This window comes from Stenotrophomonas sp. 364 (genome assembly GCF_009832905.1).
GTDB classification, from domain to species: domain Bacteria; phylum Pseudomonadota; class Gammaproteobacteria; order Xanthomonadales; family Xanthomonadaceae; genus Stenotrophomonas; species Stenotrophomonas maltophilia_AP.
In genome coordinates, this window is record NZ_CP047135.1 from 3,882,714 (window position 1) to 3,904,046 (window position 21,333).

A 21,333-nucleotide genomic window follows, 5' to 3' on the forward strand; every position below is an offset into this window, starting at 1 on the left:
CTGCGCCATCACTACCGAGTCGCCATATCCGTGCCTTCCTCCCCTTCCCTGCATGCCACCGCCGCCAACGAGGATGCCGCCCATCCCGCCAACTGGAGCGGCGTACTGGCCATGAGCCTGTGCGTGTTCGCCCTGATCGCATCGGAATTCATGCCGGTGAGCCTGCTCTCGCCGATCGCCACCACGCTCGGCGTGAGCGAAGGCTGGGTGGGCTACGGCATCGCCATTTCCGGCGCGTTCGCCGTGGTCACCAGCCTGCTCACCGCGCGCGTGGCCGGACGCATGGACCGCAAGGCGCTGCTGCTTCTGCTGACGGTGCTGATGTGCGTGTCCGGCGTGGTGGTGGCCACGGCCGCCAACTACGCCATGTACATGCTCGGGCGGGCGCTGATCGGCGTGGTCATCGGTGCGTTCTGGTCGATGTCGGCGGCCGTCGCCATCCGCCTGGTGCCGACGGACAAGGTGCCCAAGGCGTTGGCGCTGTTCAACGGCGGCAATGCGCTGGCAACGGTGGTGGCCGCGCCGCTGGGCAGCTACCTGGGCGGCATCATCGGCTGGCGCGGTGCCTTCTTCTGCATCGTGCCGGTGGCGGTGGTCGCGCTGGCATGGCAATGGATCGCGCTGCCGTCGATGCGGGCAGCCCCGCAGGCCACCGCACGCCCCGGCACGCTGCGGCTGCTCACCCGCCCGTTGCCCGCGCTGGGCATGCTTGCTGCCGGCCTGTTCTTCATGGGTCAGTTCACGCTGTTCACCTATGTCCGGCCCTTTCTGGAAGGCACCACCGGCGTCGCACTGCCCGCGCTGTCCAGCATCCTGCTGGCCATCGGTGTAGCCGGCCTGGTCGGCACGCTGCTGGTGGGGCACCTGCTCAAGGGCAGCCCGTACCCGGTACTGATCCTGTTCCCGCTCGTGATGGCGGTGATCGCGCTTGGCCTGACCGTATTCGGTCATTCGCCGCCGGTTACCGCCGTGCTGCTGGCGGCTTGGGGGCTGGTCGCCACCGCTGCCCCGGTGGGGTGGTGGTCATGGCTGGCCGCGAGCTTGCCGCACGACGCCGAGGCGGGCGGCGGCTTGATGGTGGCGGTGGTGCAGCTGTGCATCGCGCTGGGCTCCACCGTGGGTGGCCTGCTGTACGACGGTGCCGGCTACCGGGCCACGTTCGGCGTGAGTGCGCTCTTGTTGCTGCTGGCGTCGGCCACAGCGATCGCGGTGGCGCGCCTGCGCCGGCGCGGCTGAGTACCCGGCCTGCGGCTCAAATCACCCGCAGGGTAATCGCCTTCAACACCGCACGCGTCCGGTCGCGCGTGCCCAGCTTGTCCAGGATGGTGGAGACATAGTTCTTCACCGTGCCCTCGGCCAGGAACAGGCTACGCGCGATTTCGCGATTGGAATAGCCACCGGCCAGCAACCGCAGGATCGCCACTTCCTTCTCGTTGAAGGTCTCGCGGGGCGGCGCTTCATCGTGGAAGCGGTAGCGCGCACGGACCGGGTCGGTGCTCACCGGCAACAGCAGGGTGTGGCCGGCGGCGACGCGGCAGATCGCCTCGTGCAGGTCTTCCGGGGCGGCATCCTTGAGCATAAACCCCTGGGCGCCGGCTTGGCTGGCACGCAGTAACAAGTCGCTTTCATCGAACGTGGTCAGCAGCAGCCACGGCGTGGCGTCGCCGCGCGCACGTACCTGCTGCAGCGCCTGGATGCCATCCAGGCCGGGCATGCGGATATCACTGAGCACCACGTCCACCGGTTGGTGGGCCAGGCCATCCAGCAGTGCCTGGCCGTCGTCGGCCTCCAGTACCACCTGCACGCCCAGCCCGTGCAACAAGGCACGCAGGCCGGCCCTTACCAGGGCCTGGTCGTCGGCCAATGCGACCCGCACCGGTGCCGCGCTCATGCCGGCAACCGCGCGATCAGGTGCATGCCGCCGGCATCGGTGCGCGCCAGTTCCAGCTTCCCCTGCAGCTCGGCCAGGCGTTCGCGCATGCCGGTGATGCCGTTGCCTTCGCGGATGCGCTCGCTGCGCTGGCCGTCATCGCGGATGTCGATGCGCACGCCGTGGTCGTCGGTGTCGATGTCCAGCCATACGGTGTCGGCATCGCCATGCCGTGCCGCGTTGGTGAGCGCTTCCTGGGCCAGCCGGAGTACCGCGTCGGCCACCAGCGGATTGCCGATGCGGACCTGCGCGCCGATGCGCACGCGCAGCCCGGGCCGCGGGAATGGCGCCGCCAGCGCCTGCAGCGCGGTGGCCAAGTCGAGCCCGCGGTCGTCGCGCATGGACTGCACGACCTGGCGGATATCGCCGAGCAACTCGCCGGACAGGCGCTCGGCCAGCAGCACCTGCTCACGGCCGGCCAGCGCGGGGTCGGTGGACAACGCGCGCAGGTTCAGGCGCATCGCGGTGAGTTTGTGCCCGGCCACGTCGTGCAGCTCGCGCGCCAGGCGCAGGCGCTCGGCGTCGCGTGCGCCGTCGGCCAGCAGCGTACGCGTGGCCAGCAGATCCGCATTGACCCGGGCCAGCGCATCGCGTGCCTGCTCGGCGCTGCGTGCGTAATGCGCGGTGAGCGCGGCAAACGCCTGGAAGCCGGCGTAGATCGCCACGATCAGCAGCGGCTGGCTGAAGCCGCTGTGGCGCAGCACCAGGTACAGGGCAACGTTGAGCACCACCGTGGTGGCCAGCACCGCGCGCGGCGACCAGTGCTCGGCCAGATGGGCCACCAGCACCACCAACAGCACCGGCGCCGTACCCACGCGGGGCTCCAGCCAGCACAGCCACAACGCCAGCAGCGCCTGGAGCACGTCGCTGGCCAGGCGCAGCGGCGACCGCGGCGGCAGATGGTCGTAGGCCAGGAACAGCACGATGAACACCGCAAGCACGCCCCAGCGCAGCGCGCCATCGGTATCGGACGGCACCCCCAGCGACAGCCCCACGCCCAGGATAGTGAGCAGGCCGGCCAGGCTGAGGGGGCTGATGAGGGTGCGCAGGAAAGAAGGCATGTGCGCATGCTGCCCGCGCAGGATGCCGCCCGGCAATGGGCGCGACGCAGAAAGTGACTTCCGGCACTGCGGATCGATGACCACTGGGCATGGGGCGGCAGCAGTGCACTTGGCAGACTGGCCCCACACCCAACCGAGCCACCGCCATGATCCGCAACGCCCTGTTCTGCCTTCCGTTCGCCGGCCTGCTGATGGCCTCCACCGCCGCTGCCGGCGACCTGCAGGTGGACCTGCACGGCATCCGCGCCCACACCGGTACCGTACGCCTGGCGGTGGTGGACAGCGCCGCCGGCTGGGACGGCAAGGCGGCCCCGGTGCAGGCGCAGAGCCTGCCGGCCACGGCCGATGCAGCGCACGTGGTGTTCAAAAGCCTGCCCGCCGGTGACTACGCGGTGCTGGTTACCCATGACGAGAACGACAACGGCACGCTGGACACCAACCTGGTGGGCATCCCGGTGGAAGGCTATGGCTTCAGCAACAACCCGCGCGTGCAACGCAAGCCCACCTTCGAAGAAGCGCGGGTACACGTGCCGGCCGACGGCGCGGCCATCGACATCGCACTGCGCTGACCGCACGCCCTCTTCCGTCCCTCTTACGAGATTCCCGCATGGACCGCCGCCGTTTCCTCCGCTCGCTGCTGTCGGCCACCACCACCGCCGTGATCGGCGCCACTGCCCTGCGCAGCCTGCCGGCCATGGCCGGCGATGCCGCCACGTTCGCTGCCGCCCGCCAGCAGCACCCGTGGCTGACCGGCTGGCGCAGCGTCACCACCGAAACCCTGGGGCCGGCGACCGTGCAGCTGCAGGGCCGCCTGCCACAGGGGCTGGCCGGTACGCTGTACCGCAACGGCCCGGCCTGGACCGAACGCAACGGCTTCCGCTACGACCACTGGTTCGACGGCGACGGCATGGTGCACGGCTGGCACTTCAACGGCGATGGCACGCTGACCCATCGTGCGCGGATGGTGGCCACGCCCAAGTTCACCCGCGAGGAGAAGGCCGGCCGCTTTCTGTACCCGGCCGCAGGCACCGCCGTGCCGGATATGCAGGCCGTGCGCAACAACGATGATGCCAACGCCGCCAACACCTCGGTGATCAGCATTCATGGCCGCCTCTTCGCCCTGTGCGAAGCCGGCTCGGCGTTCGAACTGGACCCCGATGAACTGACCACGCTGGGGCCCACCACCTGGCGCCCGGACCTGGCCACCGTGCCGTTCTCCGCGCATCCGCTGGTGGACCGCGACGGCACCGTGTGGAACTTCGGCTCGCTGTCGCTGCTGGGTGGCACCGGCCTGCTGGTCTGGAAGATCGGCGCAGACGGGCAGCTGCGCTCGGCCACCGTGCTGGACACGCCGTTCATGGGCTACCTGCATGCGTTCGCGATGACCGACGACCATCTGGTCTTCATGCTGATGCCGTTCGACGTCAAGCCATCCGGCGCGGCCTTCTTCGAGCGCCTGCAGTTTGCCCCGGACCGCCCCTGCCGCATTGCCGTGGTACCCAAGGCGGCGCCGGATACCGCGCAGTGGTTCGAAGCGGACTTCACCGCGGCCTACCATTTCGGCGACGCCTACCACCGCAACGGCCGCATCGTCATGCGCACCGTGCGCCACGACGACATCAACGAAGCGCGCTCACCGATGCATGCCGCGATGGCCGGCGATGCCGCGCATGCCACCAATTCAAATGCCTCGCTGCGTGAGCTGCACCTGGACCTGCGCACCGGGAAGGCGCACTGGGAAGAGACCGGTATCCAGGGCATCGAATTCCCGCTGTTCGACCGCCGCAGCGCCGGCGGCCGAGGTGCGCGCCTGTACGCACCGGCCATGCAGGGCGAAACAACGGCGCCTTATTTCAACGCTGTGGCCAGCTACGACGTGGACCGGGGTCGGCGCGAGGTGCACCGCTACGGTCGCGATATCCTCGCCGAGGAACACGTGTTCGTCCCGCGACCGGGCAGCCGCAGCGCCGACGACGGCTGGCTGGTGGGTACGCTGCTGGATGCGGCCACCCAACGCAGCGGAATCGCGGTGCTGGATGCGCAGCGCATCGATGCGGGTCCGCTGGTACAGGCATGGCTGCCGTATGCGGTACCGCTGGGCTTCCATGGCACCTTCGCCGCGCGCGGCTGATGGCGTGAGCCGCTGAGAATCGAGCCGCACCTCCCCGGGATCGCGTGCGTCACGGCGACGGTTCCGGGGCTGCAGCGTCGTCCATCGGCAGTACCTCACCCACCTGCGTGGCCAGGTCGTACACCACCAGCGCCTCGCCCTCCGCATCGGCACTGGACACGCATTGGCCGTCATTGCGCCAGACCGCGGAGCGGCCCGCCATGACGAAATCATCGGCCGCGCCCACCCCGTTGGCCATCATTACGGTCATCCCGTGCTGCCGCGCGATGGCGGGGTAATGCCGGTAGCCGGTCTCCACGCCACGCGCGGCCTTGGCCACGCTGGCCAGGTAGACCGTTGCCCCACGCGCTGCCGCGGCCTGCGCATGCACCGCCTGCAGCGATTCGTAGCAGATGGCCGGCCCGATCACCGCACCGCGCAGCGCCACGACCATCGGCCTGTCGCCCGGATGGAAGTAAGGCCGTTCGTCGGCATGCAGCATTTGCTTGGCGTACACCGTCGGCGCCTCGTGGCAGCGGAACACGAACATGCCGATCTCGATGCCGTCTCGACCCGTGTGGGGTGCGCCGACCGCGATCAGCATCTGATGCCGGTCGCCGAGTGCCTGGAACACCTGCAGGCGCGGATCGTCCTGGGCCATCGCCAACCGCTGCGCCAGGCGGGGTTCGTAGCCAGTGAGCGAGAGTTCGGGGAACACCACCAACGCCGCGCCGTGGGACGCGGCCCGTTCAATGACCGCGATGTGCCGGTGAATGTTGCTATCGATATCACCGGCAAGCGCGCGCATCTGTGCCGCAACAAGCTTCATGGCGCTTCCTCTGCCAGGCAGGGCGGAATGCGCTGCGTGCGCCCTTCAATACACCGTCAAGCGGGCACAGGGCAACATGGCAATGCGTCCATCACTTGCGGGCGGAACGCGTGCGCTTTCCGTCGCCGTCCTGCGCAGCCGCGCGACTCTCCGCGAATGCCGGGAAGGTCTCGGCGATGCTCGCCTTGTCGGGCAGGATGTAGAACACGCCACCGCGCTCGAACGTGGTCCGCACGACCTGCTCATAAAACGGGGTCGAGACATTGATGCAGCCGTGGGTGACGCGGTTGTCGTCGGGCGACGGCGATGCCAGGCGTTCGGCGCGCTTTTCGGCCGGGGTGCCAGGCGGGGTCGGATGCAGGGAAACGGCGGACTCGTAGTCCACCCACAGCACGCGCCCGGCGTCGATGGAGGGGCCGTAGCCGCCGATGAAGCGACCGGCAGGTGTCGTGCGATCGCGTCCCGGAATGGCGCGAAGCGCAAGACCGGCAACGCCGGGGGCCGAATGATCGCCGGTGGCCGAGCCGATCAGTGCCGGCGCCGCGCCGCGGAGCTTGCCGTCACCACCGAATACCAGAATCTGGGCCGCGGCCTTGTCCAGCACCGCGAACGGATAGCCCTGGCTGTCCTTGCTTGCGACAACCCAACCCGCCAGCTCGATCACGGTGTCGGACACTTCCTGGCCTTGCGGAAGCTCATCGACGGCGGCAACCGGCTGGGCAACGGGATCTGTGGCGTGGGCGACCTGGGTGCTGCCCAATGCCACTACCAACGCCAGCGCGCCACCTACGGCCCGGAATGCAGGAGATGAATACGTAAGGATGGGACAGTTCCTTGCTATGAAAACAGTGTGATCACGGGACGCCGGTGGCCGGCAACGGCCACCGGAACCCGATTCCGGTTAACCGCGCGGGGTGCGGCGAGGTGCCTTTTCAAGCTGCTGGACGCGGCCTTCAATCTGATCCAGACGCTGGTTGGCCTGCTGTGCGGACTGGTTGGCCGATTCGGCACTCTGGGCTGCGCCCTGAACCTTCACGTCGAGCTGGTCGAGGCGTGAGTTGATCGTTGCGAATTCGTCTTTATAGGTGGCGCAGGCACTGAGACCGACGGTGGCGATGATGGCCACGGTGAGCGTACGGGCGGTGTTGATCTGTCGCTTGGTGAGGAACATTGCACTCCCTCCTTCGTCTGGGGAACCCGGACTATAGCGGCCTTTTCGCCAGAGCCATGACCGGCTTTCAGCTGCGATTGGAAGACGTAGAGGGAGCGTGAAGAGCGACCATCATCGCTTCATCTTCACTCCATCGGTCTCCATGAGAACGCGTGGTACGTGAGCGAATATCACGCCGTGCATCAGCACCAACATGGCGTGGCTGCGATACCAACGTAGGCTTCGGACAGAAGCGGCCACCTTCGCGGCGACGCGCGCAACAGCGTTCGCTGCTACCCCTGCTGCATCGCCACTGGCTCGCACGCATCGATACCGGCCAAGCCCGCGGCTCCCATTGTTTTGGCCAGTATCTCGCCGCATACCAGCAGCGGAATGGCCTCGTTGTGCGAGCCGAAATACCGGTCGGCAAAGGCCAGCTCATTGCCAGCCAAAAACGCGCCGGGAGCGAGCACGAGGGTGCCGCAGCCCACAACATCCAGGTGCCGGCCGCAGCCGGCGCACAAGCGCAGGCACTGCGTGCCCATGGCGGCATAGTCCAGCGCGACCGGGGTGATGCACGTGAGGTGATGGAAGCCCGGTGCCTTCGGCAGGTCCACGAAGCGCAGGTTGGATCCACCCAACGTTGCATACAGGGCTCGGAAGCGGTCGCTGACAATCACCGCGCCGTCGTAGCAGCAGGAGAGGTCCAGGCGGCGCCTGCGCATCCGGAATCCGGGGTTGGTGAAGTCCGGATCGGTGCGATAACCGCAGGTGGCACACGTGGGAACGCCACTGGCCGGGTCCACTTCGTCGCACGATCCGATCATGTGCGCGCCATTGCCTTTCAGACGCAGGTGGTAAAGCACGGGCGGTGACTTCGGCAGTGAGTCGATCGGACGCCGATCTTAGCAGCGCAGGCTGACCGAGCCGGTCGGTGATACTGGCGGCATGAAGATCGCCCTCGCCTCCCTGCTGCCCACCACCGACCTGCACCTGGCGGCCTTCCTGCACCGCCGGCTGGCGCTTCCGTTGGCGCACGTACGCGGGCAACTGGCGCAGGGGAGCAGCGGCAGGTTCTACACCTGCGAACTGTATGGCAACGACCATGTGCAGCGTGACAGTGAGATCCGCGACATCGTCCGCGTGTTCGCCGAACGCAACGCGCCGCTGCAGGTGTGGGAAATGGACGCAGGCCAATCGCCGGAGCCGCTTGAAGAAGCCCACCTGCTGAACGCGCTCGACACGGCTGCGGGCGCTTACCAGTAGCCAGCGCCCTGGCCGCCGGCAGCAAGGTGGCTGCCGCTGTGACCCGGAGGTGATCCTGAACACTACAGAGACCTCCCATCCGACTTACTAGACGACTGGTCAGTTTCTGCGTATCGTAGCGGCCATGAAGAAGCCCGCCCATGAAACCCGCCAGCACATCCTCGACGTAACCCGCGCGCTGATGACCCGCAAGGGTTACACCGCCGTGGGTCTGGCCGAGGTCGTGGCCGCTGCCGAGGTACCGAAGGGGTCCTTCTACTATTACTTCAAATCCAAGGAAGAGTTCGGCCTGGCGCTGCTGGATGAGTACTTCTCCGCCTATCTGGCCACGGTGGACCGCCTGTTGGGCGCAGGGGGATCCGGCGCCGAGCGCCTGATGGCCTACTTCGCCTACTGGAAGGACACCCAGGGCTCCGACTTCCCGGATGACAAGTGCCTGGTGGTCAAGCTGGGGCCGGAGATGTGCGATCTCTCCGATGACATGCGTTCGGTGCTCAGGACCGGCACCGACGCCATCATCCAGCGCATCACCCGGTGCACCGAGCACGGCCAGGCCGACGGCTCCATTCCCACCACGGTGCCGGCAACCGAGCTTGGCGAAGCGCTCTACCAGCTGTGGCTGGGCGCGTCGTTGCTGGCCAAGCTCAACGACTCCACCGCCGCGTTCGACACCGCCCTGGCCGCATCGCGCCGCCTGCTGGCGTGATGTTGTTTTGCCCATTTACTAGACGACCGGTCAATTATTAAGAGCCTCTCATGACAGACATCAGCACCCGTACCGACCTGTTCTCGCCCACTGCCCTGGGCGCCCTGCAGCTGGCCAACCGCATCGTGATGGCACCGGTCACCCGCAGCCGCTACGGCGAAGACGGCGTGCCCCACGGCCTGCACGCCACCTACTACGCGCAGCGCGCCAGCGCCGGGCTGATCGTGGCCGAAGCCACCAACATTTCCCCCCAGGGCCGTGGCTACGCCGCCACGCCGGGCATCTGGAGCGAGGCACAGGTAGCGGGCTGGAAGCAGGTCACCGACGCGGTGCACGCCGCGGGCGGAAAGATCGTCAGCCAGCTCTGGCACGTGGGTCGCTTCTCCAATGTGGCGTTGCAGCCCAATGGCCAGGCCCCGGTCGCGCCGTCTGCCATCCAGGCCGAAGGCGATACCTACACCACCGACGGCTTCGTGCCGGTATCGATGCCGCGCGCGCTGGACACCGATGAAATGCCCGGCATCGTTGCGCAGTTCGCGCTCGCTGCACGCAATGCGCAGCGCGCCGGATTCGATGGTGTCGAGGTCCATGCCGCCAACAGCTATCTGCTTGATCAGTTCCTGCGCGACTCCACCAACCAGCGCACCGACCGCTATGGCGGTTCCATCGAAAACCGCGCCCGGCTGACGCTTGAAGTCACCCAAGCGGTGGTCGACATCTGGGGCAGCGATCGGGTGGGCATCCGCCTGTCGCCGGTCACCCCGGATGCAGGCAACACCCCGCCGGACAGCACCGTCATGGCCACCTACGGCCATCTGATCCAGCAGCTCAACCGCTTCAATCTGGCCTACCTGCATTTCGTCGAAGGGGCCACGGCCACATCGCGCAGCGTTCCCGACGGCGTGGATCTGGATGCACTGCGTGCGCAGTTCAACGGCCGCTTCATCGGCAACAACAACTACAACCTGGACTTGGCCATCGCGCGCCGCGCCGAAGGCCGTATTGATGCGGTGGCGTTCGGTCGTCTGTTCATCGCCAACCCGGACCTGGTGGAACGCCTGCAGCGCGGCATGCCGCTGGCCGTCGCACCCCGCGCGTCCTACTACGGCGGCGGTGCCGCCGGCTACACCGACTGGCCACCCGCCTCACCTTGATCGCCCTACCCGCACCGGTACCTGCCGGCTGGTGCCCTGCATCCACGACGCATGCCGGCGGCGCAGGGCGCACCCTCGCCGGCCACCCGGCTCCCTCCCTGAAACTCCAACCCCGTAAAGGAATTCCCATGACCCATGCAACCTACGTGCAGGATTACACCGCCATCGTCGAGGTACTGAACCAGTACAACGAAGGCGGCAAACAAGCCAACAGCAGCATCATGAAGCCGGCCTTCAACGCGCAGGCGACGATCTTCGGCGTGGACGGGGACAACGCGCTGGTGGGCGGCCCCATCCAGGGCCTGTTCGACACCATCGACACCGCGTTCCGTCCTTCGCCCGATGCACGCGCCGCCATCGCACGCATCGACATCGTCGGTACCGCGGCCAGCGCACGCATCGATACCGATGGCATCTCCGGTTACCGCTTCACCGACTTCTTCAACCTGCTCAAGGTGGACGGTCGCTGGACCGTGGTGAGCAAGATCTACCACACCCATCCTGCAGCCTGAATCCAACGGGATACGGCGGGTCAGCCGCGCGATGCGGCTGGCCCGTCGTGGCCTCGGTTGACCCTCACCACGGGCAGGCCGGCAACCCTGTACTCACGCCCTGCCGAACGGACTGCACTGCCAGCCCTGCTGCCGGCGCGCCCACGCGTCCGGATCCGGGTCGCCGCTGTCATCGCGTGGTGCCTGCCCCTCTGCAGCCACGCTGCGGCTGATGTAGGCGTGCATGAACTGGTGCAGTAGCGTTTCGACCGGACAGTGTTCGCGTGCGGCGGCTTCGTGGAAGCGGGCGCATAGGCCGGGGTCGACCGTTACCTGCATGAAGACACGCTTGCTCATGGGGTGCTCCTGTTGCCAAGTGGCGGGGCAGCGCCCCGCGCTACGTGTAGGGACTGCGCGGCACTGCACCGCGCTACGCTGCGGCCTTGCGCTGCAGCTTTCGCGGGATCTTCGGCGGAACGATGACCGGGCGGCTTACCACGGTGAGTACGATGCGGCCGTAAGTGGCCTCCACCTTCAGGCTGGCACCGATGTCGAAACCCACATCCAGCAGCCAACGGCCGCGCAGCTTCAGGTAGGGCACCCTCTCGGTAGGCCCCTGCTCTTCGCGGTCTGGGTACGTCAGGTAGCCTACCTTGTAGCGCATGGCGGGGCGGGAATACGCTTTGCGCTTGGGCGGTTCAAAGAAGGGCGTGTCTGCCCACGGGGTACGCATGCTGGACCTCCGGTTGACGTGTCGCCCCGCCGGGATGGCGGGGCGTCGGGAGGTTAGAAACCGTCATGCTCGAACCGGCGGGCGTATTTCCACGAGGGTGTTGTATTAGCCACCCTCCCGACAAAGGACGTCCAACTTTCGAGCATGAGGAGTTTCTACGCTCCGGTGAACACCATGCGCGTTGGTGTTGAGGATGGGAAATCGCTTGTTTCTGTTGATGCGGCGGGTTTGTTTGATGGGGTCTTGATGACGTTGATTGCGTCAGGTTCCGCGCATCGAGCCGATGGTGTGTGTGGGCGCGTCCATCGGCTTGCGCGCCTGCGGCGCGGCGTTCGTGTTGTCCATGTCCGAAAAGATCATCCACCGTCCATCCGCCGCACGTTGCAGGGCAAGGGTGAACTTTCCCGCATCGCGTCGGCCACCGCCGAAGCCGTATCCGCCGATGACATAGCCGACGGTACCGGACACTGCGTGGGCGAATGCGCGCAGGCGCAGTGAACCGCCTGGCCCCTGGCCCGCGTAGGCCGCCTCGATGGCGGCGCGGCCGCGCACGGGCGGTTGGTTGCTTTGCAGTATCACGCCGTCCTCGGCAAACAGCGCGGCAAGTCCTGCTGCGTCACCGGCGTTCCATGCGCGCTCGTAGTCGCGCAGCACACGATCGAGTTCGCTCGGCAACGGCACATCGGGAAGCTCTGCCTGCGGCTCGGCCGCCGCGGTGACTTGCGCGGCCACCGGGCTTGCCGTGAGCGCCAGCCAAGGGAAGATCAAAGCGAGTACCAATGCGCGCATGGATCCGGCTCCTGTGGTCAAGGATGGCGACGGCAGCCGCCGGTGCAAGAATACGCCTGCGGCCATGCCGTTGCGGGAGGGGCACGGGTTGACCGGTCGGGTGGGCGCACGGCGGCGCTCTATGCAAAGCCCTGCTCATGGGCGTGCCGCAGCCAGGCTACATCCACGGCGCCGGTGAACCCCACAACGGCGTCCACGCCGCACTGTGGACAAAGCGCGGTTTGATCCTGCTGCTCGCCGTCGCACCACGCCGCAATGGCGCCAGGCGGAAACTCGGCGAAGCAGTAGTAACAGGCCGCCACATCGCTTGCGAGCAGCTGCTTGCGGTGCAGGGAAGAATCACAGGTCCTTGCCATGGCGTGCTCCTACCGCATCCCGCACGTCACCCCCAGGCAACGTCCGTTCTCGATGAAACGCACCTCCGAATGCCCGGGATTGCCGGTCGGTGCCGGTACGCCGGGCGCGACGAAGAACGTGGCCGAGTGGGCGCCATACAGGCCGGCGGGAAGGGCGAACGCCTTGAGCACCGTGTAGCTGCGGTACGGCACGCTTTGTTGGCGCGCTGCGCTGGCCCCCTCGATGCGCGGGACGTCCGGCGCGCCGGTGTTCTGCTGGCGGGCGGCCTCCCAAGCGCGCAGGTCGGCCGCTGTTGCGGGGCGCAGGATGCCAGTGCGCAGCGCCGCGTCGATGCCGGCCTGGCCTGCTGGCGCTGCGCCCTTCAACTGAAAGTCCTGCACCGGGGCCGCTGCGGCATCGGTCACCAATGGCGCGCCCGGCGGCAGCCTGCCGATCACCGCGCGGCCATCACGCGCCTCATAGGCCACATCCACAGCGCGCCCGAACACTTCGCGCGCCAGGGGATTGAGCTTCACTGAGCCTTCGCCGCCCACGTAGGCGTAGCCACAGGGACCGCGATTGTCGTAGGTGCTCACCAGCAGCGGCACCCCGGCGGGCAGGCCGGTCAGCTGCTGGCGGTGATAGCCGGTCAGCAGCACCGCGGCGATACGCGTGCCACGTGTCCAGCCCACACTCCAGACCGTGGGTTCGTAAGCGCCCAGCAGCAGCACCACCGGGGCGTCAGGTGCGTGCACCGCCACCTGGATGGTCGTGGCCTGGTGGCCGCTCTGGTCGATCTGGAGGTCGGTCTCCTTGCCGGCATAGGCACCCGCCGCATAGACCTTGGCGTTGGCCGGCATCACGAACCCATCGATGCGGCAGGTGGTCGGCGGGGTGTCCGCTTCGGCCGGCGCTTCGAACGCGAAGGGCTTGGTGGCCTCGGCGGGCTGCGCGGCGGGCATCGGCTCCGGCGTCGGCGCCGGGGTGGGTTCGGCCCGCGTCGCCACCTCAACGGCGGGATCGGGGGCGCGTCTCCCTGCCGTTGCCTGCACATTGGGCTCAGCCATGGGCGGTTCGGTGCACGAGGGCGATGCACAGCCTGCCCGGTCCCCTGCCCCTGTGCTTCATGTCGTGATCCTTCACTGTTGGAACCGCGATTCTACGACCTGGAGCCGCCACCGGGAGGCCGCACCCCGATGCGGCTGCGCGCACCTGCCGAAGGGTGGCCCGGTGCAGGCGCAGATCGTAGACTTGCCCCTGCCAGGGAAGCGACCACCGTGGTCCGTCGCCGTTGACACCCTGAGGCGCAACCGGAGTAACAGGGAATGATCGTTGGTCAATGGATGACGCAGGTGCGCAGTGCCCGCGTGAAGTACATCGCACCACTGCTTGCTGGCGTGCTCGCCGCGCCGGCGGCTCACGCGCTGGATGCGACGCAATGGCGTGCCGTGGCACCGGCGATCCAGGCCGCACTGGAATGCAGGACGCAACCCGACACGGACAGCGCCGCGTGGAAGGCCCTTGACCGCAGCGCGTCCGGCGAGTTCAAGCCGATCACCCCACCCGTCCCGTTTGCCGTGTTCGGCTTACCGGTGCGCGAGGTATCCATCTATATCGATCCGGACGGTGACCTGGGCGAAAGCTACACCGCCGCGTTCAACGCCAGCGCCGCTGCTGTACGCAAGGCGGCAAAGCTCGCAGCCAATGCTGGACGCACGACGACGATGGGTGAACTCATGCTGGGCGAAGGCAGTTCATCGCTGACCTGCACGGTGATGGGCAGCTACGATGAAAGCGACTACCAGGAACCCTGACCGTTCGTTGCTTCATGCATGCATTCCTGCGCGTTGAAGAGGGATTGAGCTCCCCGCAACGCACAGGCGTGCACTAAGCCGTACGTGGACGTTTGGTCATCGGCCCCAAAGGCCGGCGTGCCAACACGCTCAGTAACCTGCCCAGCAAAGGAACTGCTCCAACATGTCGGGAAGGCACGCAACGCCGCCGGCGGCTTCGAACCTGCCCGAGTCGACCTTGCAATACAGCCATTGCGCATCCGTCTCTGAGTCACCTCGGCGGATGGGGGCATAGGGCTTGTCCTGAAGCACCGTATCGATCAGGTCCACGGACACCGTCCAGCCCGGGTTGTCCAGCGTGTCGATCCTGATGCCAAAGGAATGTTCCCAGTCCCCATCGCACTGATCGGCGTACCACTTCTGAAGGCGGTCAAGCGCGCGCATCGACGTCCCCTTTGTGACCCGGACGACGGGCCGGATGGCTGCATAGTGAGAGATCACGCACGGGCTGAACTGTGCCGGCGCGAGCCATCAGTCGCCCGCATTGCTCAACCTGTCATGGATCGAATACACCACCGAGAAGATCTTCCAGCCGCGCTCGGTTCGCACCAGCTGCCACATCTCCCTGCCCCAGTTGGTCGTCGCGCCGTTGGCAAGGAAACGGTAATCGAACGACACCGACGCAACATCGCCGTCCGTGTCGATCTTCACGTTGGAGAATTCCTCGGCACGCGGCTCGGTGGTCGCCACCACCTCGTCGATCAGGGCGACAAAGGTGTTCGAGGGAAGCTGGCGCGCCTTGATCGCGTCGGGCTTGGTTTTGCGGATCGTCGCCAGGCGAACATCCTCCGACACGAACTGCCAGCCGATGTCGGCGGGCTTGTCCGAGAAGAACAGGTCCATGTAGGCCGCCTTGTCCTTGTGGATCAGCGCTGACTGGAACGCGTCCATCACGTGTTCGATCGCCTGCACATCGTCGGCCACGTTGCGTTCGGCGCGTGCCGGGGCACAGACAACCAGCGCGACGAAGAAGGCGATCAGCGGAATGCTTCGTATGGCCATGCAACGCTCCAGATAGGTGGGTTCAACCGGCGCATGCCAGCGCATCCGCTACCGCGCACTGCCATCCACGTACGGCCGCGATTGCAGGATCAGCACCTCATCCCCCACCACGGCCCACTCGATGTCCTGGTCCACGCCGCCCAGCGCCTGCTTGGTGCTGGCGCCCACCCGGGCCAACCGCGCGATGAGCGCATCGGTGAGCACCTGGCGTGAGCCGGTGATGGGCACTTCGCGCACACCGCCGGCCGCGTTGGCCACCAGCTGGGTATCTTCAGCCGACCGGCTCAGTACCTGCACCGCCTTGGACCAGGTGGAGTACATCACCTGCTCGGCCTGGCGCTTGCCTTCCACCACGCGGATACCCAGGCCGCGTTTGGCCGAGATGTAGGTGATGTGGCGGCGGGCGGCGTCGAAGGGATCACGCGTGATCATCACGCCGGAGCTGTCCGAAGGCGCGGCGCGCTGCACCAGTACCGCCATGGCCACCGCGTCCTGGCGCAGGCCGGCGGCCGTACGGGCCTCATACGCCTCGAAGTTGAAGACCGACCCCCACACCGTCTGCACGGCCTTGGCCACGTCGTCGGTGCGGGTGACATTGGGCACGGTGGTGTACAAACCGGCGCCGCTGAAGCCCGGCAGATCCTCGGAGTTGGACGAGCTGCGCACGAACACCGCGCCGCCCTGCAACTGGCTCCGCCACTGGCTGTCCAGGCTGCGCACGAAGGCCGGATCGGGCGCGGCGTTGGCGATCTCCGCACGCAGCCCCGCCAACGCGTCACGGCGGACGGCCGCGTCGGTACTGAAACCGGGGCGACGTTGCAGTTCCTGCAGGCGCTGGGGAACGCGCAGCCGCTGCATCATCGCCTGGTAGTGGGCGAACGGGATGCAGAAGCCGTCGGGCACGCGCGCGGCGGGTGGCAGCGCGGCTTTCAGCGTGCCCAGGTTGGCCGCCTTCACCCCGCAATGGCCGCTGTCGCGGGCGCGCAGCGCGGCCAGCGGCTTGAGCGCGACCACGCTCAGGTCCGGGCGTGGCAGGTTGCGCACCGTGGGGCGCGCCGCCGCGGCCGACGGCGTGCGTGCCGGGCGCGTCAGGCGGGTGACCTGGTAGTTGTTGTGGGTGACCTCCAGGGCGACCCACTGGCCGTCGTACGGGCGCAGGGCCGCCTGGGCATCGCGCAGGTAGAGGTTGGGAATGCCCCAGCCCTTGGCCAGCAGGTTCACGTGTGACAGCAGGGTGGAGGGACGCTGGGTGACCAGGCCGGCCACCGGTGCCAGCGCGATGGGCACCTCATCCAGCACCGGGATGTCGCCCGGCGACAGCGTGCGCAGCTGTGCCTCCGAGCGCACGATGCGCAGCCGCCCCTCGGCACGGCCGGTGTTCAACGGCAGGAAGCGCTGCTCACGCAGCAGCGCCTCCTGGCTGATGTAGGGCAGCCCCATGCGGGTGGCCAGCTGCTCGTGCTGGGTGGAGTTGGTCTTGAAGCGGATCGGCTCGCGGAAGGAGGCGCGCACCACCGCGTCGGTCTCCCGCAGCAGGGGCGCGGTGAGTTTGTCGCCCTCCCAGAACTCGTAGGTATAGCCGGGCAGATCGCGCTGCCAGCTGAGCGTGCCGAACAGGAAGCGCCGCTCGGGGTCACGGTACTGCGCGTTGAGCGTGGCCTTGTCCAGGCTGCGCACCAGCCGCTGGCGGCGCACGAACTGCTCGTGCAGCGCAATGCGTGGGGTGTTGATGTAGTAGATGCGTGCGGCGTTCTGCCGGTCGATCACGAAGATCAGGTGCGGCATCTCCAGCGCGGTACCGGCGTTGTAGACGCGGGCGAGCTGCATGAACTGCGCGCGGTTGTCGATGCGCGACAGATAGTCCGGCCCTTCGCTGGGCGTTGCAGCGGCCTCGTTACCTGGCCGGTACTCGTAGGGTGATGGCTTGCGTGCGGTCTGCGCCAGCGCAGCTGAGGTGCAGCACAGCAGCAGCGCAAGCAGGGCCAACACGCGCGATGACCAGGCAAGGTGCGTACGGGATCGGTCCATGATGCCGGTGCAGGAGTTGAAGTGGATGGATCATAAGCCAGTCCGGCGGCGTTGGAGGATCGGGGGCAGGCAAGATCCGGCCTGCGTTGACGATCCGGGCGTCAGCGCAGCACACCCTCGGCATCCACCAGCTGCACGTCGTGCATCAGGTTGAGGTAAGCCTCGTAGTAGGGCTTGTGCGACGCGCCGACGATGGCCAGCAGGCGCATGCCGGGGGTCTGCCCGACCACGTCGCGGATGTTGGCGACCATGCGCAGGTTGCGGGTTTCCCAGTAGCCCACGTAGTTGCGGCCAAATGCCTGCGGCGAAGGCTCCACCAGCGCCGCACCGAAATCGCTGCGGTAGGTCTGCATCGCGCCTTCCGGTGCGTTGTAGGCGCGGTAGATCGCCAGCAGGCCGTCAGGTTGTGCCACGTTGGCGTACAGCGGAATGTCCGCATCGGCGCGGGCTTTCGAATACGGGTTGTCCCATGCCTTCGTGATCGCATCAGCCGCCGCCTTCTCCACCTCCTTGGGGGTGGGGGAATCGGCGGTGTGGTCATCCACCGCCCATACCCGTTCCAGTCCCAGCCGGGCGGCGAGCGTGGCGGCTACCAGCACGGACTCGTCGCGCCGCTGCAGGCGTTTGTCCAGGAAAGCCACCAGCGCGTCGGTCATACCGTCGGCGGCAATGCGTTGCTCGGCGGGCAGGCGCAGCCATTGCACCACCGCGGAGTTGCGCTCACCGGCGGCCAGCCATACCGCGGCCAGCCGTCGCCGCTGCGCCGCACTGGGGGTGGCGGGCCACTGGGCCAGCAGGCGCTCGGCCTCGGCGTTGGCGGCCGGTACGTCCAGGCCGGTTGCGGCCTGGGCCGGCCCGGTATCCACGCAGTAGCTGCTCACGCTGTCGGCATAGCGCGCGGGATTGCGGCGCATGTAGTCGCACTGCAGGCCGGACACGGCCTCCACCGCAATCGCCTCGGGCTTCCATGCGGCCAGACGCTCGAGCAGCGGTTCCAGCTGGGCCGGTGCGAAGGTCTCCGGCATGCCCGACAGGTGCGGCGAGCCCAGCACCAGCACCTCGTTGGGCCGGCCCGCCGGCGGCCCCTTCAGCTGATCGGGGTGGAAGGGGGGCTGGTACCCCGTCCCGGCGGCCAGCGCGCTGGCGCTGCACAGCCCAAGAATGAACATACCGCCGATGCGTCCGATCATGCTGCCTCCATGCAATGGCGGGTGCCTTGCCTGGATGCGATGCTGGTCCACCGCTCACGCAGTGGAAACCCCCGATGGTCATGGCAACCCTTTGGGCGTTTGCTGCATCGGCATCGGTCAGCTCCCCTGCCGCGCTTCCACCACCTCGCCGTCTTCCTTGGTGAAAGGACGCGTCATCGGCGGCAGGATCTCCAGCACGACCTCGGAGGGACGGCACAGCCGGGTGCCCAGCGCCGTCTGCACGAACGGCCGGTTGATCAGGATCGGATGCGCCAGCATCGCGTCCAGCAGTGCGTCGTCGCCGAGCGCGGGGTCGCCCAGCCCCAGCGCGTCATAGGGCGTGCCCTTCTGCCGGATGGCATCGCGAACCCCCAGGCCCGCCGCTGTGATCAGCTCGATCAGGCGCGCGCGGCTGGGCGGGTGGGCCAGGTAGTCGATGACCTCCGGTTCGATGCCCACGTGCCGAAGCATCGCCAGCGTGTTGCGCGAGGTGCCGCAATTGGGGTTGTGGTAAATGACGGCGTTCATACGCCCTCCGTCTGGTTCAAGGCTGCGTCGACCACGCCGGCAGCGGCCGCAAGCGCGACCGCCTCCACCGCGCCCTTGCGTTCGCTGTAGCGGTCCACCAGGTAGTCGCTGCGCCCGCGCACCAGCAGGGTGAACTTGAGCAGTTCCTCCATCACGTCCACCACGCGATCGTAATAGGCCGACGGCTTCATCCGCCCCGCTTCATCGAACTCCTGCCAGGCCTTGGGCACCGACGACTGGTTGGGGATGGTCACCATGCGCATCCAGCGGCCCAGCACCCGCAGGGCGTTGACCACGTTGAACGACTGCGAGCCACCGCAGACCTGCATCACCGCCAGCGTGCGTCCCTGGGTGGGGCGCACACTGCCTTCCTCCAGCGGCAGCCAGTCAATCTGGTTCTTGAACACCGCCGTCAGCGTGCCATGCCGTTCCGGGCTGATCCACACCTGGCCTTCGGACCAGAGTGATGCCTGGCGCAGCTCCCGCACCTTGGGATGCGTGGCCGGCTCGGCATCGAGCATCGGCAGGCCATGCGGATCGAACAGCCGGGTCTCCGCCCCCAGCTGTTCCAGCAGCCGCTGCGCTTCCAGTGCCAGCTTGCGGCTGAATGATTGCGGACGGAGCGAGCCGTACAGGATGAGAATGCGCGGGCGGTGACGCGGCGCTGGGCCGTGCTCCAGCCGGGCGGTCGAAGGAAGGTCCAAAGCGCCGGGCACGATGTTGGGGAGGGGGTCCATGGGTTGTCCATCGCAGATGTTTCCATTATTCTAGAATCATGGAACATACGACCGCAACAGACGCGCTGGCCGCGCTCGGCCACGCCACCCGACTCTCCATCTTCCGCCTGCTGGTGCAGGCCGGCCGCAGCGGCAAGCTGGCGGGCGATATCGCCCAGGCGCTGGCGCTGCCCGGCGCCACGCTTTCCTTCCACTTGAAGGAACTGAGCGCGGCCGGGTTGATCAATGCCGAGCAGCGTGGCCGCACCATCTGCTACCGGGCCGAGTTCCAGGCCATGAACGCGCTGGTGGCTTACCTCACCGAAAACTGCTGCGCCGATGATCCGGCCTGTGACCGGCCCGGTTGCTGAGCACGCGCCATGACCGCTCAGCCCCCGCGTCTTTCCTTCCTGGATCGCTACCTCACGCTGTGGATCTTCCTCGCCATGGCGTTGGGGGTGGGGCTGGGCGCGATGTTCGACGGCGTACCGGCAGCGCTCGACAGCCTGTCGGTGGGCACGACCAACGTGCCCATCGCGATCGGTCTGGTCCTGATGATGTATCCGCCGCTGGCCAAGGTGAAGTACGAGGAACTGCCCCGGGTCTTCGCCGACAAGCGCGTGCTGCTGCTGTCGCTGCTGCAGAACTGGGTGGTGGGGCCGCTGCTGATGTTCGGCTTGGCCGTGCTGTTCCTGCGCGACTATCCCGACTACATGACCGGCCTGATCCTGATCGGGCTGGCGCGCTGCATCGCCATGGTGCTGGTATGGAACCAGTTGGCACGCGGCGACAGCCAGTACGTGGCCGGGCTGGTGGCGTTCAACTCGATCTTTCAGATCGCACTGTTCAGCGGCTATGCGTGGTTCTTCCTGTCGTGGCTGCCCTCGGTGCTGGGATTGCAGGGCAGCGTCATCAACGTCAGCTTCTGGACCATTGCCGAGGCGGTGCTGATCTACCTGGGCATTCCGTTCCTGGCCGGGTTTCTCACCCGGTACTGGTTGAAGGCGCGCAAGGGTGCCCGTTGGTATGAGGAGACATTCCTGCCGCGGATCAGTCCCATCACGCTGGCCGCGCTGCTGTTCACCATCGTGGCGATGTTCAGCCTGAAAGGGGGCGAGGTACTGCGCATTCCGATGGATGCGGTGCGCATCGCGATCCCGCTGACGCTGTACTTCCTGATGCAGTTCGTCATCAGCTTCCTGATGGGCCGGTTCGTCGCCCGCGACTACCCGCGCACCACGGCGATCGCGTTCACCGCGGCGGGCAACAACTTCGAGCTGGCGATCGCCGTGGCGATCGCGTCCTTCGGCCTGGCCTCACCGGTGGCCTTCGCCGCGGTGATCGGCCCGCTGGTGGAAGTGCCGGTGCTGATCCTGCTGGTCCATGTGGCGTTGCGTTTGGGGAAGCGGTGGTTCCCAGCGGACACGCATACCGGATGAGCGCTCCGCGTCGTGGCACGGC

General features: G+C 67.3%; 27 protein-coding genes. 10 read left to right on the forward strand and 17 right to left on the reverse strand.

The window, feature by feature from the left end; genetic code table 11:
- The first annotated feature begins 30 nt into the window (after positions 1 to 30).
- A complete protein-coding gene (locus GQ674_RS17415; RefSeq protein ID WP_236546117.1) occupies positions 31 to 1,236 on the forward strand; it encodes an MFS transporter in 1,206 nt (401 codons plus the stop codon).
- 16 nt (positions 1,237 to 1,252) lie between these two features.
- Here the strand turns inward: GQ674_RS17415 and GQ674_RS17420 are convergent, their stop codons facing one another.
- Both GQ674_RS17420 and GQ674_RS17425 read right to left on the reverse strand, forming a co-directional pair.
- Positions 1,253 to 1,891: a response regulator transcription factor gene (locus GQ674_RS17420; RefSeq protein WP_159498074.1), complete on the reverse strand. Its 639-nt coding sequence runs from the start codon at positions 1,889 to 1,891 to the stop codon at positions 1,253 to 1,255.
- Positions 1,888 to 2,991, reverse strand: coding sequence for a histidine kinase (locus GQ674_RS17425; protein WP_159498075.1), 1,104 nt, complete (start codon positions 2,989 to 2,991; stop codon positions 1,888 to 1,890). Before GQ674_RS17425 ends, GQ674_RS17420 begins: the two co-directional genes overlap by 4 nt.
- Positions 2,992 to 3,137: 146 nt before the next feature.
- On the opposite strand from GQ674_RS17425, the gene GQ674_RS17430 reads away from it, so the two are divergent.
- Together GQ674_RS17430 and GQ674_RS17435 are read left to right on the forward strand one after the other, a co-directional pair.
- Positions 3,138 to 3,560 (forward strand): DUF2141 domain-containing protein, encoded by a 423-nt coding sequence (locus GQ674_RS17430; RefSeq protein ID WP_159498076.1) that lies wholly within the window; start codon positions 3,138 to 3,140, stop codon positions 3,558 to 3,560.
- A 38-nt stretch (positions 3,561 to 3,598) separates the two neighbouring features.
- Positions 3,599 to 5,122, forward strand: a complete 1,524-nt coding sequence (locus tag GQ674_RS17435; protein WP_159498077.1) for a carotenoid oxygenase family protein — start codon at positions 3,599 to 3,601, stop codon at positions 5,120 to 5,122.
- A 49-nt stretch (positions 5,123 to 5,171) separates the two neighbouring features.
- On the opposite strand, the gene GQ674_RS17440 is transcribed toward GQ674_RS17435, so the two are convergent.
- From GQ674_RS17440 to GQ674_RS17455, 4 genes are all read right to left on the reverse strand, one after another.
- A complete protein-coding gene (locus GQ674_RS17440) occupies positions 5,172 to 5,930 on the reverse strand; it encodes a carbon-nitrogen hydrolase family protein (RefSeq protein ID WP_159498078.1) in 759 nt (252 codons plus the stop codon).
- A gap of 91 nt (positions 5,931 to 6,021) precedes the next feature.
- Positions 6,022 to 6,696: a L,D-transpeptidase gene (locus GQ674_RS17445; RefSeq protein ID WP_236546118.1), complete on the reverse strand. Its 675-nt coding sequence runs from the start codon at positions 6,694 to 6,696 to the stop codon at positions 6,022 to 6,024.
- A gap of 135 nt (positions 6,697 to 6,831) precedes the next feature.
- Complete coding sequence (locus GQ674_RS17450) at positions 6,832 to 7,101, reverse strand: membrane protein (protein WP_038685884.1); 270 nt, start codon at positions 7,099 to 7,101, stop codon at positions 6,832 to 6,834.
- 272 nt (positions 7,102 to 7,373) lie between these two features.
- Entirely contained in the window at positions 7,374 to 7,946 is a 573-nt protein-coding gene (locus GQ674_RS17455) for a hypothetical protein (RefSeq protein ID WP_159498079.1), read from the reverse strand.
- A gap of 82 nt (positions 7,947 to 8,028) precedes the next feature.
- Between GQ674_RS17455 and GQ674_RS17460 the strand changes: the two genes are divergently transcribed.
- From GQ674_RS17460 to GQ674_RS17475, 4 genes are all read left to right on the forward strand, one after another.
- The gene (locus GQ674_RS17460; RefSeq protein WP_159498080.1) at positions 8,029 to 8,346 is read left to right on the forward strand and encodes a hypothetical protein; all 318 of its coding nucleotides are present in this window, start codon (positions 8,029 to 8,031) and stop codon (positions 8,344 to 8,346) included.
- Between the two features lie 124 nt (positions 8,347 to 8,470).
- Positions 8,471 to 9,052 (forward strand): TetR/AcrR family transcriptional regulator, encoded by a 582-nt coding sequence (locus GQ674_RS17465; RefSeq protein ID WP_159498081.1) that lies wholly within the window; start codon positions 8,471 to 8,473, stop codon positions 9,050 to 9,052.
- A 50-nt stretch (positions 9,053 to 9,102) separates the two neighbouring features.
- Positions 9,103 to 10,206, forward strand: a complete 1,104-nt coding sequence (locus GQ674_RS17470; protein WP_159498082.1) for an alkene reductase — start codon at positions 9,103 to 9,105, stop codon at positions 10,204 to 10,206.
- Between the two features lie 128 nt (positions 10,207 to 10,334).
- Positions 10,335 to 10,718, forward strand: a complete 384-nt coding sequence (locus GQ674_RS17475) for a nuclear transport factor 2 family protein (RefSeq protein ID WP_159498083.1) — start codon at positions 10,335 to 10,337, stop codon at positions 10,716 to 10,718.
- Between the two features lie 93 nt (positions 10,719 to 10,811).
- On the opposite strand, the gene GQ674_RS17480 is transcribed toward GQ674_RS17475, so the two are convergent.
- From GQ674_RS17480 to GQ674_RS17500, 5 genes are all read right to left on the reverse strand, one after another.
- Positions 10,812 to 11,054, reverse strand: a complete 243-nt coding sequence (locus GQ674_RS17480) for a hypothetical protein (protein WP_159498084.1) — start codon at positions 11,052 to 11,054, stop codon at positions 10,812 to 10,814.
- 73 nt (positions 11,055 to 11,127) lie between these two features.
- Positions 11,128 to 11,430 (reverse strand): SymE family type I addiction module toxin, encoded by a 303-nt coding sequence (locus tag GQ674_RS17485; RefSeq protein WP_159498085.1) that lies wholly within the window; start codon positions 11,428 to 11,430, stop codon positions 11,128 to 11,130.
- Between the two features lie 261 nt (positions 11,431 to 11,691).
- Complete coding sequence (locus GQ674_RS17490; RefSeq protein WP_159498086.1) at positions 11,692 to 12,219, reverse strand: SgcJ/EcaC family oxidoreductase; 528 nt, start codon at positions 12,217 to 12,219, stop codon at positions 11,692 to 11,694.
- A gap of 119 nt (positions 12,220 to 12,338) precedes the next feature.
- Positions 12,339 to 12,575 carry a cytoplasmic protein gene (locus GQ674_RS17495; RefSeq protein ID WP_159498087.1) on the reverse strand — a complete coding sequence of 79 codons (237 nt, stop codon included), beginning with the start codon at positions 12,573 to 12,575 and terminating at the stop codon, positions 12,339 to 12,341.
- Between the two features lie 9 nt (positions 12,576 to 12,584).
- Positions 12,585 to 13,622, reverse strand: a complete 1,038-nt coding sequence (locus tag GQ674_RS17500) for a hypothetical protein (RefSeq protein WP_159498088.1) — start codon at positions 13,620 to 13,622, stop codon at positions 12,585 to 12,587.
- Positions 13,623 to 13,880: 258 nt separating this feature from the next.
- Between GQ674_RS17500 and GQ674_RS17505 the strand changes: the two genes are divergently transcribed.
- Complete coding sequence (locus tag GQ674_RS17505) at positions 13,881 to 14,369, forward strand: hypothetical protein (protein WP_159498089.1); 489 nt, start codon at positions 13,881 to 13,883, stop codon at positions 14,367 to 14,369.
- 129 nt (positions 14,370 to 14,498) lie between these two features.
- Here the strand turns inward: GQ674_RS17505 and GQ674_RS17510 are convergent, their stop codons facing one another.
- The 6 genes from GQ674_RS17510 to arsH all read right to left on the reverse strand — a co-directional run bounded on the left by GQ674_RS17510 (position 14,499) and on the right by arsH (position 19,893).
- Positions 14,499 to 14,792 carry an immunity 53 family protein gene (locus tag GQ674_RS17510; protein WP_159498090.1) on the reverse strand — a complete coding sequence of 98 codons (294 nt, stop codon included), beginning with the start codon at positions 14,790 to 14,792 and terminating at the stop codon, positions 14,499 to 14,501.
- An 87-nt stretch (positions 14,793 to 14,879) separates the two neighbouring features.
- Positions 14,880 to 15,410, reverse strand: coding sequence for a nuclear transport factor 2 family protein (locus GQ674_RS17515; RefSeq protein ID WP_159498091.1), 531 nt, complete (start codon positions 15,408 to 15,410; stop codon positions 14,880 to 14,882).
- A 48-nt stretch (positions 15,411 to 15,458) separates the two neighbouring features.
- Complete coding sequence (locus GQ674_RS17520; RefSeq protein WP_159498092.1) at positions 15,459 to 17,438, reverse strand: PEP/pyruvate-binding domain-containing protein; 1,980 nt, start codon at positions 17,436 to 17,438, stop codon at positions 15,459 to 15,461.
- A gap of 101 nt (positions 17,439 to 17,539) precedes the next feature.
- Positions 17,540 to 18,628: a DUF5694 domain-containing protein gene (locus GQ674_RS17525; RefSeq protein WP_159498093.1), complete on the reverse strand. Its 1,089-nt coding sequence runs from the start codon at positions 18,626 to 18,628 to the stop codon at positions 17,540 to 17,542.
- A 117-nt stretch (positions 18,629 to 18,745) separates the two neighbouring features.
- A complete protein-coding gene (gene arsC / locus GQ674_RS17530; RefSeq protein WP_159498094.1) occupies positions 18,746 to 19,156 on the reverse strand; it encodes an arsenate reductase (glutaredoxin) in 411 nt (136 codons plus the stop codon).
- Complete coding sequence (arsH, locus tag GQ674_RS17535; protein ID WP_159498095.1) at positions 19,153 to 19,893, reverse strand: arsenical resistance protein ArsH; 741 nt, start codon at positions 19,891 to 19,893, stop codon at positions 19,153 to 19,155. Before arsH ends, arsC begins: the two co-directional genes overlap by 4 nt.
- Positions 19,894 to 19,931: 38 nt before the next feature.
- Here arsH and GQ674_RS17540 point away from each other — a divergent pair, with 38 nt between their 5' ends.
- Positions 19,932 to 20,243 carry a metalloregulator ArsR/SmtB family transcription factor gene (locus GQ674_RS17540; protein WP_159498096.1) on the forward strand — a complete coding sequence of 104 codons (312 nt, stop codon included), beginning with the start codon at positions 19,932 to 19,934 and terminating at the stop codon, positions 20,241 to 20,243.
- Between the two features lie 9 nt (positions 20,244 to 20,252).
- Complete coding sequence (arsB, locus tag GQ674_RS17545) at positions 20,253 to 21,311, forward strand: ACR3 family arsenite efflux transporter (protein ID WP_159498097.1); 1,059 nt, start codon at positions 20,253 to 20,255, stop codon at positions 21,309 to 21,311.
- The last annotated feature ends 22 nt before the right edge of the window (positions 21,312 to 21,333 follow it).

Coding starts and splice junctions, on each gene's coding strand:
- GQ674_RS17490 (WP_159498086.1), bottom strand. CDS start 12,219: ATGCGCGCATTGGTACTCGCTTTGATCTTCCCTTGGCTGGCGCTCACG.
- GQ674_RS17465 (WP_159498081.1), top strand. CDS start 8,471: ATGAAGAAGCCCGCCCATGAAACCCGCCAGCACATCCTCGACGTAACC.
- GQ674_RS17525 (WP_159498093.1), bottom strand. CDS start 18,628: ATGATCGGACGCATCGGCGGTATGTTCATTCTTGGGCTGTGCAGCGCC.
- GQ674_RS17420 (WP_159498074.1), bottom strand. CDS start 1,891: ATGAGCGCGGCACCGGTGCGGGTCGCATTGGCCGACGACCAGGCCCTG.
- arsB (WP_159498097.1), top strand. CDS start 20,253: ATGACCGCTCAGCCCCCGCGTCTTTCCTTCCTGGATCGCTACCTCACG.
- GQ674_RS17485 (WP_159498085.1), bottom strand. CDS start 11,430: ATGCGTACCCCGTGGGCAGACACGCCCTTCTTTGAACCGCCCAAGCGC.
- GQ674_RS17540 (WP_159498096.1), top strand. CDS start 19,932: ATGGAACATACGACCGCAACAGACGCGCTGGCCGCGCTCGGCCACGCC.
- GQ674_RS17520 (WP_159498092.1), bottom strand. CDS start 17,438: ATGGACCGATCCCGTACGCACCTTGCCTGGTCATCGCGCGTGTTGGCC.
- GQ674_RS17435 (WP_159498077.1), top strand. CDS start 3,599: ATGGACCGCCGCCGTTTCCTCCGCTCGCTGCTGTCGGCCACCACCACC.
- GQ674_RS17505 (WP_159498089.1), top strand. CDS start 13,881: ATGATCGTTGGTCAATGGATGACGCAGGTGCGCAGTGCCCGCGTGAAG.
- GQ674_RS17500 (WP_159498088.1), bottom strand. CDS start 13,622: ATGGCTGAGCCCAATGTGCAGGCAACGGCAGGGAGACGCGCCCCCGAT.
- arsH (WP_159498095.1), bottom strand. CDS start 19,893: ATGGACCCCCTCCCCAACATCGTGCCCGGCGCTTTGGACCTTCCTTCG.
- GQ674_RS17440 (WP_159498078.1), bottom strand. CDS start 5,930: ATGAAGCTTGTTGCGGCACAGATGCGCGCGCTTGCCGGTGATATCGAT.
- GQ674_RS17470 (WP_159498082.1), top strand. CDS start 9,103: ATGACAGACATCAGCACCCGTACCGACCTGTTCTCGCCCACTGCCCTG.
- arsC (WP_159498094.1), bottom strand. CDS start 19,156: ATGAACGCCGTCATTTACCACAACCCCAATTGCGGCACCTCGCGCAAC.
- GQ674_RS17510 (WP_159498090.1), bottom strand. CDS start 14,792: ATGCGCGCGCTTGACCGCCTTCAGAAGTGGTACGCCGATCAGTGCGAT.
- GQ674_RS17515 (WP_159498091.1), bottom strand. CDS start 15,410: ATGGCCATACGAAGCATTCCGCTGATCGCCTTCTTCGTCGCGCTGGTT.
- GQ674_RS17480 (WP_159498084.1), bottom strand. CDS start 11,054: ATGAGCAAGCGTGTCTTCATGCAGGTAACGGTCGACCCCGGCCTATGC.
- GQ674_RS17475 (WP_159498083.1), top strand. CDS start 10,335: ATGACCCATGCAACCTACGTGCAGGATTACACCGCCATCGTCGAGGTA.
- GQ674_RS17450 (WP_038685884.1), bottom strand. CDS start 7,101: ATGTTCCTCACCAAGCGACAGATCAACACCGCCCGTACGCTCACCGTG.
- GQ674_RS17425 (WP_159498075.1), bottom strand. CDS start 2,991: ATGCCTTCTTTCCTGCGCACCCTCATCAGCCCCCTCAGCCTGGCCGGC.
- GQ674_RS17430 (WP_159498076.1), top strand. CDS start 3,138: ATGATCCGCAACGCCCTGTTCTGCCTTCCGTTCGCCGGCCTGCTGATG.
- GQ674_RS17495 (WP_159498087.1), bottom strand. CDS start 12,575: ATGGCAAGGACCTGTGATTCTTCCCTGCACCGCAAGCAGCTGCTCGCA.
- GQ674_RS17460 (WP_159498080.1), top strand. CDS start 8,029: ATGAAGATCGCCCTCGCCTCCCTGCTGCCCACCACCGACCTGCACCTG.